General features: G+C 58.2%; 12 protein-coding genes. 5 read left to right on the forward strand and 7 right to left on the reverse strand.

Annotated features, from left to right (window positions below):
* Positions 1-43 precede the first annotated feature (43 nt).
* Positions 44-280 (forward strand): DUF4282 domain-containing protein, encoded by a 237-nt coding sequence (locus AC1RKC_RS12735; protein ID WP_046374782.1) that lies wholly within the window; start codon positions 44-46, stop codon positions 278-280.
* 36 nt (positions 281-316) lie between these two features.
* Here AC1RKC_RS12735 and AC1RKC_RS12740 read toward each other — a convergent pair whose 3' ends face one another.
* The 5 genes from AC1RKC_RS12740 to AC1RKC_RS12760 form a co-directional block, all read right to left on the reverse strand.
* A complete protein-coding gene (locus AC1RKC_RS12740) occupies positions 317-739 on the reverse strand; it encodes an HIT family protein (protein ID WP_493092571.1) in 423 nt (140 codons plus the stop codon).
* A 104-nt stretch (positions 740-843) separates the two neighbouring features.
* Complete coding sequence (locus AC1RKC_RS12745; RefSeq protein ID WP_176984498.1) at positions 844-1,881, reverse strand: LacI family DNA-binding transcriptional regulator; 1,038 nt, start codon at positions 1,879-1,881, stop codon at positions 844-846.
* 68 nt (positions 1,882-1,949) lie between these two features.
* The gene (locus AC1RKC_RS12750) at positions 1,950-2,711 is read right to left on the reverse strand and encodes an SDR family NAD(P)-dependent oxidoreductase (RefSeq protein WP_020824707.1); all 762 of its coding nucleotides are present in this window, start codon (positions 2,709-2,711) and stop codon (positions 1,950-1,952) included.
* 24 nt (positions 2,712-2,735) lie between these two features.
* The gene (locus tag AC1RKC_RS12755; RefSeq protein WP_046374779.1) at positions 2,736-4,607 is read right to left on the reverse strand and encodes a TRAP transporter large permease; all 1,872 of its coding nucleotides are present in this window, start codon (positions 4,605-4,607) and stop codon (positions 2,736-2,738) included.
* Between the two features lie 23 nt (positions 4,608-4,630).
* On the reverse strand, positions 4,631-5,644 hold the full coding sequence (locus tag AC1RKC_RS12760) for a TRAP transporter substrate-binding protein (RefSeq protein WP_041414090.1): 1,014 nt from the start codon (positions 5,642-5,644) through the stop codon (positions 4,631-4,633).
* Between the two features lie 322 nt (positions 5,645-5,966).
* On the opposite strand from AC1RKC_RS12760, the gene AC1RKC_RS12765 reads away from it, so the two are divergent.
* Positions 5,967-7,415 (forward strand): alpha/beta hydrolase, encoded by a 1,449-nt coding sequence (locus tag AC1RKC_RS12765; RefSeq protein WP_493092570.1) that lies wholly within the window; start codon positions 5,967-5,969, stop codon positions 7,413-7,415.
* Here AC1RKC_RS12765 and AC1RKC_RS12770 read toward each other — a convergent pair.
* Together AC1RKC_RS12770 and AC1RKC_RS12775 are read right to left on the reverse strand one after the other, a co-directional pair.
* Positions 7,412-8,161: an NAD-dependent epimerase/dehydratase family protein gene (locus tag AC1RKC_RS12770; protein WP_048759421.1), complete on the reverse strand. Its 750-nt coding sequence runs from the start codon at positions 8,159-8,161 to the stop codon at positions 7,412-7,414. The genes AC1RKC_RS12765 and AC1RKC_RS12770 overlap by 4 nt on opposite strands.
* 91 nt (positions 8,162-8,252) lie before the next feature.
* Positions 8,253-9,116, reverse strand: a complete 864-nt coding sequence (locus AC1RKC_RS12775; protein ID WP_234529270.1) for a LysR family transcriptional regulator — start codon at positions 9,114-9,116, stop codon at positions 8,253-8,255.
* A 114-nt stretch (positions 9,117-9,230) separates the two neighbouring features.
* On the opposite strand from AC1RKC_RS12775, the gene AC1RKC_RS12780 reads away from it, so the two are divergent.
* The 3 genes from AC1RKC_RS12780 (at position 9,231) to AC1RKC_RS12790 (ending at position 13,532) form a co-directional block, all read left to right on the forward strand.
* Positions 9,231-9,989, forward strand: coding sequence for an SDR family NAD(P)-dependent oxidoreductase (locus AC1RKC_RS12780; protein WP_493092569.1), 759 nt, complete (start codon positions 9,231-9,233; stop codon positions 9,987-9,989).
* A gap of 262 nt (positions 9,990-10,251) precedes the next feature.
* Complete coding sequence (gene bglF / locus AC1RKC_RS12785) at positions 10,252-12,114, forward strand: PTS beta-glucoside transporter subunit IIABC (RefSeq protein ID WP_234529272.1); 1,863 nt, start codon at positions 10,252-10,254, stop codon at positions 12,112-12,114.
* Between the two features lie 14 nt (positions 12,115-12,128).
* Positions 12,129-13,532 carry a glycoside hydrolase family 1 protein gene (locus AC1RKC_RS12790; protein ID WP_115057938.1) on the forward strand — a complete coding sequence of 468 codons (1,404 nt, stop codon included), beginning with the start codon at positions 12,129-12,131 and terminating at the stop codon, positions 13,530-13,532.
* Positions 13,533-13,542 lie beyond the last annotated feature (10 nt).

Raw genomic sequence — 13,542 nt, forward strand, 5'->3', positions numbered from 1 at the left:
TGCCTCTGGGATAATTAAATACTGGCCTAAGGAAGGATTTACAATGAAAAACATTTTCTTTTTTGATGCGATGCTGACGCCGAAAATCATCACCGGCGTGTACTGGCTGTGCCTGCTGGGCATCATTGTTGTCGGGATTGGGTTGATGTTCTACGGTGAGTTCTTCCGCGGCCTGTTTGCGATCATTATCGGCGGCGTGTTCACCCGCGTTTGTTTCGAAATGATCATCATTGCGTTTAAAAATAATGAGTACCTGCGAAAAATCGCCGAAAAGCCTTAATTAAATAGTAAACGCCGGGCCATGCCCGGCGTTTTGTTATTCCCCCAGCGTTATCGCCAGCCGTTCCCTCATTAATTCAATAAAATTCTCCGGCACGGTTCTCGCCGTTGGCGCGCGTAGCGCCTGGCTCCAGACCGGCTCCGGGAAATGTGAGTCGTCGAGGTAGCGCGGGATGATATGCCAATGCAAATGGGGCAGTGCGGTGCCCAGGCTGGCGATATTGATCTTCGCCGGCGTCAGCAATTGCCGTAGTTGCGCTTCAACCTGAGCGACCACGGTCATGAGGCTGTTGCGTTGGTCGTCACGTAAATCGCTCAGTTCGGCGATATGCTCATGCCAGACCACCCGACACCAGCCGGGGAAAGGGCTGTCGGCAATGAAAATGGCCCGGCACAGCGGGTTTTGCCACAGCAGGATTTCATTGGTTGGATGGCAGTAAACGCAGGATTCATTGTTCATTTTTATTCTCCCGCTGCGGTTTTGGGCGCAGCGAAGCTCCCGCCGCGCATTAGCGCAGCATGGATTCAGTATGAAAGAGAGCGGAGCCGTAGCCCCGCAGGAGGTTACGTGCTAATGACCGACTGTCGGCGCACCAGGCTAGGCGCGAATAAAAACTCCTCCACCGGCAATTCAGGGTTTTCCAGCCGACCAATCAGCCGATCGACGATTTTCACCGCCATCTCGCGCAGCGGCGGCGCCACTGAGCTAAGCGCCGGGTTAAACAGCTCGGACAGGAACATGTTATCGATGCCGACAACTGAAATATCCTCGGGCACCCGCACACCAAGCCGCTGGAAGGCAGAAATCATGCCGATGGCCAACATGTCGTTCAGCGCTACAATGCCGTCCGGCCGGGGTTCACTCTGGCAAATTTGTTCGGCCAGCGTCTTGCCTAACTCGGCCATTTCAGCATCACCGTAGGCGAACTGCGCTTTGCCTTCGATCACCCAGGCCGGCAGCCCTGCGTTTTCCAGTGCCTGCCGGTAACCGGCAATTTTGTTGGCGCGGCTGCTGGTCATGCCGGAAGCGGTAGCGAAGGCGATACGGCGGCAGCCTTGGGCTATCAGATGCTGTGCCGCCATGCTGCCGGCGGCGCAATTATCCATCGACACGCTGTCAATCGGCAGCGCCGCCTCGCCAGGGACGGCCAGGGTGCGCTCGTCGTAGTTAATCATCACCAGGCCGCGTTTCAGGGCATCGCGAAAATGGGGGCGATCGTAAAACGTGGAGGCAACTACTACGCCGCGAATGCCTAACGCCAGCAGATCGTCGAGAAAACGGATCTCTTCTTCCTGTTGGCGATGGGTATCACCCAGCAACACCTGATAACCATAGTTTTGCTTGGCCGCCAGCTCAATTTCGCGCACCAGCGCAGCGAAGCTGGGGTTGACGATGGACGGTACCAGCAGGCCCAGCATTTTGACCTGCCCGGTTTTAAGCTGCTGCGCGGCGCGGTTTGGCTGGTATTGCAGCGCCGCCATCGCCTGTTCAATACGGGCCAGCGTATCCTTGCGCATCTGATCGACTCGGCCGTTCAGCACGTTGGATACCGTACTGACCGACACCCCGGCATGACGTGCCACATCACGTATATTCGCCATCACATTCCCGTTTTGCATTAACCCATTACCCCGACTTTATCACGCGGCCGAAAGTGAGTCACAGACCCTTAGGGCGCGAGTTGACCGCCGTTGACGTCGATAATTTGCCCGGTGATATATCCGCTACAGTTATGCGAGGCCAGGAACAGGTAGGTGGGCGCCACCTCTTCGCTGCGGCCAAAGCGGCCCATCGGAATGGAAGCGCGCATTTTACCCAGCACTTCGTCGCTCTTGCCGTGATGGAAAGCGGTGTCGATGCTGCCTGGCGACACGATATTGAAACGGATATTGTCCTGGGTGAACTCCTTCACCCAGTTGCGGTGGATATTGTGCAACCAGGCTTTGGCGCTGGCATACAGCCCGGCGCCGATCCCGCCGCCTTCGCGTGCCGCAATGGAGCCGGTGCTGATGACGCTGGCGGTCGTCCCATTCTCGCGAGCCGAAGCGCGCAGGTGAGGGATAGCGAATTTGGTCACCATCAGCGCCGAGCGGCAGTTCAAATCCATCACTCGATCAAAAAACTCGTCGTCTATCGCTTCCAGCCCGTTGCGACCGCCCAATCCACCGGCGTTGTTGATCAAAATATCGATGCCGCCAAAGCGGGCGACAAAGGCTTCCACCAATGCCTCGCAGCCGGCGGAGCGCGACAGATCGGCCGAGAAGAATGCGCATTCACCGGGGAAGGTGGCGATCTCTGCCGGTGGCTCACTGCGCAGGCCGTTAATGCCTACCTTGGCGCCGTGCCGGGCGAACAGGGCGGCGGTCGCCAGCCCGATACCGGCGGTGGAACCGGTGATCAATACGCGTTTGTCGGTTAAATCAGAGAACATGGTGTGACTCCTTGCTTGAGAAAATCAGTAGCCCAGCCGCGTCGGCAACCAGGTGGAGAGCGCCGGGAATAGCGCGATAACGATGATGCCGAACAGCACGATCAGCAGGTATTTGGCCATAGGTTTAATCACGTCCTGCATCGGGACGCCGCAGATGGCGCAGGTGGTGTACAACCCCAGGCCGATCGGCGGGGAAAACAGGCCGAAACCCATCGCCAGAATCATCACAATGGCGTAGTGCAACGGGTTGAAGCCGAGCTGGGTGGCGATGGGCACCAGGATCGGCGCAAAGATAATCAGCGCCGGAGCGCCCTCCAGCACTGCGCCGAAGATAATCAGGATGACAATCGACAGCAGCAGGAACAGCCACGGACCGTAGTCTGCGCCGATGGCGACCAGCAGCTGTGCGCACTGCTGCGGGATCATTTCGATGGTCAGAGCGAAGGACAAACTGGTGGCGCAGGCGACGATAAACAGCAGCATGCCGGACAGCGCGGCGGTGTCGACAAACAGCTTCAGGGTAGCTTTCAGCGTCAGCTCACCAAAGGCCAACCGCCCGACCACGATGGCGTAGACCACCGCGAAGGCGGAGATCTCCGTGGAGGTGGCGATGCCGGCCACCACCCCCTTGCCGATCATCAAAATCATAACCAGACCGACGGCGGCGCCGATCAGCAGTTGGCGCGTCGGCATCCGTACCGGGTAGGCGTCATCGACGTTGATGCGTTTGCCGAATATCACGGCGGCAATCAGCAGCAATACCAGCAGGCACAGGGCGGGGATCAGCCCGGCGATAAACAGCGCGCCAATCGAAATGTTGGCGATAAAGCCCATTACGATCAGGTTTACACAGGGGGGAATGGTCTCCGCCATAATGGCTGAAGCGGCGAATACCCCGGCAGACTCTTCGGCAGGTTGGCGAGCCCGACGTACCGCCGGCATCAGCACGCCGCCGACCGTGGCGACGTCCGCCAGCTTGGAACCGGAAATGCCGGAGAAAAACGCCATCGACAAAATCGTCGTCATGTTCAGGCCGCCGCGATAGCGCCCCATGCCGCGCACGATCAGCTCAACCAGCCGTGACGACATGCCATTGACTTCCATCACCGCGCCGGCCAACAGAAAGAACGGGATCGCCAGCAGCACGAAATGGTCGACGCCGGCGGTGACCTGTTGGGCAAAGAAGACGAACGGCAGCGACGGATCGCTGAGGAAAAACACCATCGCCGACATCCCGAGGGTAAAGGCGATCGGCACGCCGGAGATAATGCCAAGAATAAAGCAGGCCAGCATCAACGCGGCGGGCAGCGAGCTGAGCCCGGTGGCAGTATGCAAGCTAAGGTAGCCCGCGGCACCCAACAGCGCGACAACGGCGGCGCTGGTTAACACCACTTTCAGCGGCGCCTGGCAGGCGTGGTCGAGCGCGCTGACCAACATCACCGCGGCACCGATAAATACCGGCACCACGAAAATTGCCTGCGGCAGGCCGTGCTCGGTGGTCTGCGGCAGCGAAATGCCGACCAGGCTAAAGCTGGATACCGTCAGCCCCAATGCCACCAACACCAAAACCCAGCGGCTGGCATGCACCACATACGGCCGGGTGGCTTCCGGTAGCCAGCGCAGAAACAGATCGACACCAATGTGTCTGCCGCGCCCGGTGGAGGTGGCGACGCCAAAGAACACCAGCGTCACCATCAGCGCTCGCGCCACCTCTTCAGCCCATTCGATCGGGCTGTGCAGCGCGTAGCGCCAGACGACTGAAGCGAATACCACCACCACGTTCACCAGCAGCGCCAGTGCGCCGCCCCAGGCGGTAAAGCGGGTCAGGCCGCGGCTTAACTGCGTCAGAATAGCCACTTTTTTCACGCTCATTTCAAGGGTTACAGGAAGGGTCATAGCAAATCCTCCGCCGGGGCGCGTTACGGCTGCGCTGCGGCATGAATGGCGTCCAGCACCGCTTTGGCCTGTGGATACTTAGCGGTAAATGCCGCCTGCAGCGGCAGGGTTTGCTGGCGGAAATAGTCGCGGTCGGTTTCGCTGAAAATCACGCCGGCGGCTTTCAGTTTTTCCATGGCCTGAATTTCTTTTTCCGCCGCAATTTTGCGTTCATAAAGGGTGGCTTCGTTGGCCGCGGCCAGCACCTCGTCACGCAAGTCTTGCGGAATGCGCTGGAAAGCCGCCTGGCTGATGGTGGCTACTATCGGGTTATAGATATGACGGGTCAGCGTGGCGTTTTTGGCGATCTCGTAATACTTGCTGGTGTACACCGTGGCGGCATCGTGTTCTACGCCGTCGATCACTCCCATCTGCAGTGCGGAGTAAACCTCACCGCCGGGCATTGGGATTGCCGTAGCGCCCATGCTTTTCAGCGTGGCGATGAAATTGGGGGCCGGCAGCACCCGCACCTTCATCCGATTAAGATCCTGCGGCGACTGCAGCGGTTTTTTACTGTAAATGTTGCGCGCCCCCAGGCTGAAACCGTAACCCAGCACCTTGATATTGCTCTGTTTGGCCAACATGGCGCTCAGCAGTTGGCCTGCCTGGCCGTCGAGCGCCCGGCCCAGCTGTTGGTTGTCATTAAACAGATAACCCAGATCCAACACGCCGATCTCCGGCACCAGCGTGGCCCAGATGGAAGTCCCGGAGATCATCATGTCGATCGCACCGATGCGCACCTGCTGCACCGCATCGGCTTCTTTTCCGAGCATGCCGTTCGGGAAATAGTTGAGGGCAATTTTACCCGGCAGACGCTGCTCCAAATTCTGTTTGAAACGGTTGAACCAGATAGCGTGTGCGGAGTAGCCATCGTCGGGTAACGATGAATAAACCCGCAGGTTGACTTCGGCGGCGTTGGCGCGCAACGGCAGGGTAAACAGCATAAATAACAACGTGATAAACAGGCGCGGCGTTAAGCGGCATGTCATTGATTTCATGAGCCTGGCTCCCGATCGCAGACAGCCTGCGATGCTGGTGGTGAAGATGATTCCCCTGCTGGGCAATGCGGTAGGGACAGGGGGGAACGGGACGATACTTTGTGTCTTAATCTTTAACTGTAACGTTTTAGTGTATCGTTACAGAAAACCTACAAACATTCGGTTGGCAGATCAATTTTTATCCGTGAAAAAGGCCGGGAAATGCGCGTTCTGTGAGCAGGCTCTAAAAATAGGCGAGTAGAAGTTGGCGGTCAGTGAGCTGACCCTGCGGGCGTTTAGCTTCTATAATCGCTGCTGGATAACCGCGAATTCAGGAGTGAGCATGCCTTCCAGGGCGATAATTAAATGGACCAAACGACTGACGATAGTGGGCGTCACCGTCTTGCTCACGCTGTTTGCGGTGCGGGTTTACGATACTCAGCGCGGCCCTGCGTTGGAGCCTTGGCATACTTTTGTGCCGCACGAGTTGTCGGCCGCCGAGCTGGATAAAACCAACTGGCAAGCTTATCTGGCCGCAGAGAGCCGGGTGTTTGACGAGGTGAAAGTTAACGTCACGGACAAACTCTCCGCCAGCGAACGCATTCCGCTCAACCGCTATTTTGACGGCAGCCCGGTCTACCCGGAACATTTTGCCCACGACTGGAACCGCTCCTACGAATTGCTGCCGCAGGGCGAACCCCGTGGTGCGGTGGTGCTGCTGCACGGCCTGACAGATTCGCCTTATAGCCTGCGGCATATCGCTGAGAACTACCGGCAGCAGGGGTATGTGGCGGTAGGTATTCGCCTGCCGGCGCACGGTACGGTGCCGGGAGCACTGACCGATATTGAATGGCGCGACTGGCTGGCGGCAACGCGTTTAGCCGTGCGCGAGGCGCGCAGCAAGGCCGGAGGCGACAAGCCGCTGCATATCGTGGGCTTTTCCAACGGTGGTGCGCTGGCGATGAAGTATGCGTTGGATGCGCTGGACGATCCGCAGTTAGCGGCGCCGCAGCGGTTGGTGTTGATCTCACCGATGATTGGCGTGACCAGTTTTGCCCGTTTCGCCGGTATTGCCGGCTGGCCAGCGGTGTTTCCGGCGTTTGCCAAAGCGGCCTGGCTCGGCGTCCTGCCGGAGTTTAACCCCTTCAAATACAATTCATTTCCAGTGAACGGCGCGCGTCAGTCTTACCTTCTCAGCAACGGTCTGCAACAGCAAATCGCTCGGGCAGCGCGTGATGGCAAGCTGGACAAGTTGGCGCCGGTGCTGACCTTCCAGTCGGTAATGGATTCGACCGTCAGTACGCGGGCGGTGATCCGCGCGTTATATAATGAATTGCCGGCTAACGGCAGCGAACTGGTGCTGTTTGACGTCAATCGTACGGTAAACTTTGGACCCTTGCTGCGACCCAATGCGGCGGCGGCGGTCAGCCAACTGTTGCCTGCACCGCCGCGCCGTTATCAAACCACGGTGATTGCCAACGCCTCGCCCGAGAGTAGCGAGGCCATTGCCAGTGTGACAGCGGCCGGAGAAACGACGCAAAGCGTACAGCCACTGGGCATGACCTATCCGGCGGACATCTATTCGCTGTCGCACGTGGCACTGCCATTCCCGGTGAGCGATTCGCTTTATGGCCGCTTCCCGGCTCAGCGCGGCGAGTTCGGCATCAGCCTGGGTACGCTGGCAGCGCGTGGCGAACGTTCGGTGCTGGTGGTCGATCTGGATTCACTGATGCGCATTGCCTCTAACCCGTTTTTCCCTTATCTGCTGCAGCGCATCGATAGCAAGCTTTAGTCGAAACCGAGGATGCTGAAGGCATCGTCCTGCGGGTAGTAGCCGAGCAGGCGGGTGGTTTCCTCCAGCGACAGGCGCTTATAGCGGTTGTTGGAAACGCCGTGCACCACCGCATGGTGCACGCCTTCAATGCGCAGGCAGCGTTCGAGCAGATCGGCGGCGTCGCGATGGCTGAGGAAGGCGCTCATATCACGGGCGCTGAGTTGTTCACCGCGTGCCAACGTGGTGAAGTTGGCGATGCGTACCGACAGCGAAGACAGCCCCTCCTGATGGGCAAAGTAGGCGGCGATGCCCTCGCCAAACGCTTTGCTGACCCCGTACAGATTTTTCGGCTTGGGCGCGTCCTGCGGTCGAATTTGGTAATCCAACGGATAGCCCTCGACCGCCTGCGCGCTGCTGGCGAACACCACGCGTTTGCAACCGGCGTCCTTCGCCGCACGGAAGATATTGAAGGTGCCGAGGATATTGTTGTCCATCAGTGAATTGCAAAAATCGGCATCGGGGGAAGGATCGGCCGCCAGGTGCAGTACGGTATCGATATTGGCGCAGGCCGCCCGGCAAGCTTCGATATCGGCGATATCAAAACTGATGATCTCGTCGTCCGGCTGCAGATTGTGCAACAGGCTGACGTCTCTTTCCGCCAGCCGCAGCTGATAGCGATTGCCAACGGACTGACGGAATGCCGTAGCGACCCGGCCGCCCGCGCCGGTAATCAGAATTCGTCCAAACTCAGTACGCAAAGTCATGATCTCAGCTGTCCCTAAAGTGAATTACGCGGTGATCAGTAATAATCCCCTGCGTGACTTTTGTCCAGCATCAATTAGCCTTGCTGATGTTTTATGTCACCAATGGGCATTTTTTTTCGATGGTATCCGCTAGAAAAGTCATCACTGCGCGTACGGCAACGGACCGCGCCAGATCGGGATAAGTGACCAGCCACAGCTCGCGAGTTGGCGCGGCGATGGGGGTGGGTAAAACCACCAGATCTGGGTCGCTATCGGCGACAAACGTCGGCAATACCACGGCACCTAGCCCCGAACGCGCGGCTTCTTGCAGCGAGAACAGATCGCTGGCCTCAAAAACCACCGGGCGGCCCTGCAACAGCTGCTGCAGCCACTGCTGGTGGGGCTGGTGTTGGTAGTGGTGGTCATAGGCGATAAAGGCCCGTGCGGCTTCCGGCAGGGCTGCGTGCTGCGGCGTGGCGTACAGCGCGTAGCGCATCATGCCGATGCGCTGAACCAGCAGATCTGGTTGTTGCGGACGTACCATCCGCACCGCCACTTCGGCATCGCCACGGTCCAGTTCGGCGATGGCCGACTCGCCGGAAAGTATCAACGTAATATGCGGAAAAGCCTGATGAAATTTCGCAATCTCCGGTGCGATAACCCGTGCGGCTATCGACGGCGGTGCACTGATGCGCACCTGGGTTTGCGGTGTTTCGCCGGCGCTGCGCGCATGACGGATAATGGCATGGCTTTGGTTTTCAATCTCGGCAGCCAGGCCGGCAATCATTTTGCCATCCTGTGTCAGCGGTGTGCTGCGCGGCAGGCGGAGGATCAGCCGCAGACCGAGCGCTTTCTCCAGTGCTGCGACTCGGCGGCCCACGGTGGCGTGATCACAGCCCATTTCTCGCGCCGCTGCCGACAATGAACCGGTACGCGCCAGCACCACAAAGTGTTTTAAATCCTGCCAATCGAACATCAGTGAATTCCTGCACAGTATCGTTGCAAATTTATGGAATATTCACACAGAGCGGGGTGTGATTCAATGCCGTTATGTTTGAAACCAAATTGAATTATTCAATAAGGTAATCTTATGAATTTGCAACTGCAGGATCGCGTCGCGTTGGTGACCGGCGCCAGTGAAGGAATCGGTGCGGGTATGGTCAGGGTATTTGCAGCGCAGGGCGTTACCGTGGTGGCTACCGCCCGTCGTGAAGATCGCCTGCTGGCCCTGGCAGATGAGATCGCGAAAAGCGGTGGCATACGGCCTTACGTGATTGCGGCGGATATCACCGATGCAGGAGCACTCGACAGCCTGCTTGCTCAGGTGCAGCAACGCTTCGGCATGATAGACATTGTGATTAATGCCGTCGGCGGGGCTCGTCCAACCGCACTGAACGAAGGCGACGCGGGTTGGGAAGAGGCGTTTGCCCTGAATTTCACGCCGGCGCGTCGGGTCACCCACGCACTGCTGCCCGGCATGCAGGCGCAGGGATGGGGCCGGATCATCAACATCAGTGGCTCGATGGAGCCGCGTAGTTTAAACGCCGCCACTGCCGCTAAAGGCGCATTGCATCTGTGGGCCAAGGGGCTGGCGGGAGAGGTGGCGGCGCAGGGCATTACCGTCAATACGCTGCAGCCCGGGCGGATTAATAGCGAACAGGTGCGTGAAAAACTGCACCCGACCGACGCCGCACGCCTGGCATTTATCGAACAGAATATCCCGATCGGCTATTTTGGCGAGCCGGAAGACATGGCTTATCTGGCCGCGTTTCTTTGTTCCCCGCTCGCGCGATATATCACCGGTGCGGTGATTCCGGTAGACGGCGGCATGCACTATTTCGCTCACTGACGCTGTTTTGTACGGCGGATCACAGTTCGGTAATTTGCCGTCGCAAGCTCTTGCCTCGACAAAAAGTCGGGTGGTAACGTCATAACTCAGCCGATTTAGGGTTGTCACTGCTCAGGCAGGCAAAACCTAAACCTCGTGCTTCTGTTCCCTTCGTGGGTGCAGAGGCCATGAGGTTTAGGTTTTTTTTTGCGCTGAATTCTGTGGCGGCGATTGGCCACCGCTGAATGGGATTTGGCAGAATGCAGGATTGAAGGATATCGCGATGAAATATGAAGCATTAGCCAGTGAGATTTTGGCCGGCGTCGGTGGCCGCGACAACGTAAAAAGCCTGGTGCACTGCGCCACTCGCCTGCGCTTCAAGCTGCGCGACAGCCGCCGTGCCGACGCCGCCGCCCTGAAAAAAAATCCGGGTGTGATCATGGTGGTGGAAAGCGGCGGGCAGTTTCAGGTGGTGGTAGGCAACCATGTGGCCGACGTCTACAACGCGGTCAATCAGGTGGGCGGCCTGAGCGAGCGTGAGGCGGTGGCGGAAGATGGTGACAAAAAAGACAATCTTTTCAGCCGCTTTATCGACGTGGTCTCCGGCATTTTTACTCCGCTGTTGGGGGTGATGGCCGCTTCGGGGATCCTGAAAGGCTTCCTGGCATTGAGCCTGGCCTGCGACTGGCTGCTGGAGAGCAGCGGCACCTTTAAAATGCTGTTTGCTGCCAGTGATGCGCTGTTTTACTTTTTGCCCATCATGCTCGGGTACACCGCTGGGAAAAAATTTGGCGGTAACCCCTTCATCAGCATGGCGATCGGCGGTGCTTTGACCCACCCCCTGATGATGGCGGCGTTTGAAGCCGCCCAGCAGCCCGATGCGGTGCGGGAGTATTTCTTCGGTATCCCACTGACCTTTATCAACTACAGCTCGTCGGTCATTCCGATCATATTTGCCGCCTGGATTTCGTGCCGCCTGGAGCCGCTGTTTAACCGGGTGATCCACAGCGCGGTCCGCAACTTTATTACGCCGCTGTTGTGCCTGGTGATCACCGTCCCGCTGACTTTCCTGCTGATCGGCCCGGCGGCCACCTGGCTCAGCCATCTGCTGGCCAATGGCTATCAGAGTATTTACGCCTTTAACCCGATTATTGCCGGGGCGTTTATGGGCGCGATGTGGCAAGTGTGCGTGATCTTTGGCCTGCACTGGGGACTGGTTCCCTTGATGATCAACAACCTGAGCGTGTTTGGCCGCGACACCATGGTGCCGCTGCTGCTGCCGGCCGTGATGGGGCAGGTGGGGGCTACGCTGGGCGTGATGTTGCGTACCCGTGACGCCAAACTTCGGGCCCTGGCAGGTTCTGCTATCGGCGCAGGGATTTTTGGTATCACCGAGCCCGCCGTTTATGGCGTGACCCTGCCGAACAAGCGGCCGTTTATTTTCGGCTGTATCGGGGGGGCGCTGGGCGGAGCGGTGATCGGTTATTTCCACACTGCCACCTATTCCTTTGGTCTGGTGAACGTTTTCACCTTTGCGCAGATTATTCCCGCCGGTGGCTTTGACGCCACGGTGTGGGGTGCGATTGCCGGTACCTTGCTGTCGTTCTGCTTTGCGGCGGTGGCCAGCTATCTGTTCGGCGTGGTCCCCGTTGAAGCGGTCGCCGAGCAGGCGCCTGCAGCCCCGCTTAACCGCAAACAGTCCGTCGTCAGCCCGATTGCCGGTGACGTATTGCCGCTGGAGCAGGTGAACGACGCGACTTTCGCCAGCGGTTTATTGGGCAAGGGGGTAGCGATTGTCCCATTGCAGGGCCGAGTGGTGTCACCGGTCGCCGGGCACGTGGCCTCATTGTTTAAAACCCGGCATGCCATCGGCATTGAATCGGACGACGGTGCGGAGATCTTGATTCACGTCGGTATAGATACCGTCAAGCTCGACGGGCTGCATTTCAGCGCCCATGTGCGAGAGGGGGATCGGGTTAAGCCAGGCGATCTGCTGATTGAGTTTGACCAGGCAGCGATCCGCGCCGCCGGCTTTGACACCACTACGCCGATCATCATCAGTAACAGCGATGACTACGTCGAGGTGTTGGCCAGTGGCGAGAGCAGGGTGCGGGAGCAGGCGCCGCTGCTGACTTTATTACGTTAACCGAGGAGAAAACCATGAGCAGCAAATTTCCAGACCATTTTCTGTGGGGCGGTGCGGTAGCGGCCAATCAGGTGGAAGGAGCCTATCAGACCGACGGCAAAGGCCTATCGACCTCTGATTTGCAGCCGCAGGGCATTTTCGGCGCGATTGTCCCACGGGTTGACGGCGACAGCGGCATCAAGGACGTGGCGATCGATTTTTATCATCGTTACCCGCAGGACATCGCGTTGTTCGCTGAGATGGGCTTCAAGTGCCTGCGAACCTCCATCGCCTGGACGCGGATTTTCCCGCAGGGCGATGAGGACACCCCGAACGAGGCGGGGTTGGCGTTCTATGACCGGTTGTTCGACGAAATGGCAAAGTACGGCATTCAACCGCTGATCACGCTGTCGCACTACGAAATGCCGTATGGGCTGGTGAAACGCTACGGCGGCTGGGGCAGCCGCAAGACCATCGGCTTTTTTGAACGCTACGCACGCACGGTGTTCGAGCGCTATAAGCACAAGGTGAAGCACTGGCTGACCTTTAATGAGATCAATATGTCGCTGCATGCGCCCTTTACCGGCGTTGGCCTGGCGGAGGACAGCAGCAAGAGCGAAATTTACCAGGCCATTCATCATCAACTGGTAGCCAGCGCCAGGGCGGTCAAAGCCTGCCACGAAATCGTGCCGGACGGCAAAATCGGCAATATGCTGCTGGGCGGTATTGTTTACCCGCTGAGCTGCCGACCGGAGGATGTACTGGAGACTCAGCGCCAGAACCGCGACTGGCTGTTCTTTGGTGACGTGCAGGCCCGCGGTGATTATCCGGCCTATATGCAGCGCTACTTCCGCGAAAACGGCATTCAGATTGAGATCACCGCCGAAGACCGGCTGGCGCTGCGCGAGACCATCGATTTTATCTCCTTCAGCTATTACATGAGCGGCTGCGTCACCACCGACGAACAGCAAAACAACGCCGCCCGCGCCAACATTCTCAATATGGTGCCTAACCCGCATTTGGCCAGTTCGGAGTGGGGCTGGCAGATTGACCCCGTTGGCCTGCGTTATTTGCTGAACGTCTTGTACGATCGCTATCAGAAGCCGTTGTTTATCGTCGAGAACGGGTTGGGGGCCAAGGACCGTATCGAAGCCGACGGCAGTATCAACGATGACTACCGCATCGATTATCTCAACGATCATCTGGTGCAGGTGGCGGAAGCGATCGACGACGGCGTGGAAGTGATGGGCTACACCAGTTGGGGGCCGATCGATCTGGTCAGCGCTTCTAAAGCTGAAATGTCCAAGCGCTACGGCTTTATTTATGTCGACCGCGACGATGCCGGTAACGGTAGCCTGGAGCGCCATCGCAAAAAGAGTTTTTACTGGTATCGCGACGTGATTCAAAGCAACGGTAACTCACTGAAAGAAAAAGCCTAGGTTTTACCCA

The sequence above is a fragment of the Serratia sp. GW822-FHT06E05 genome (assembly GCF_058799445.1).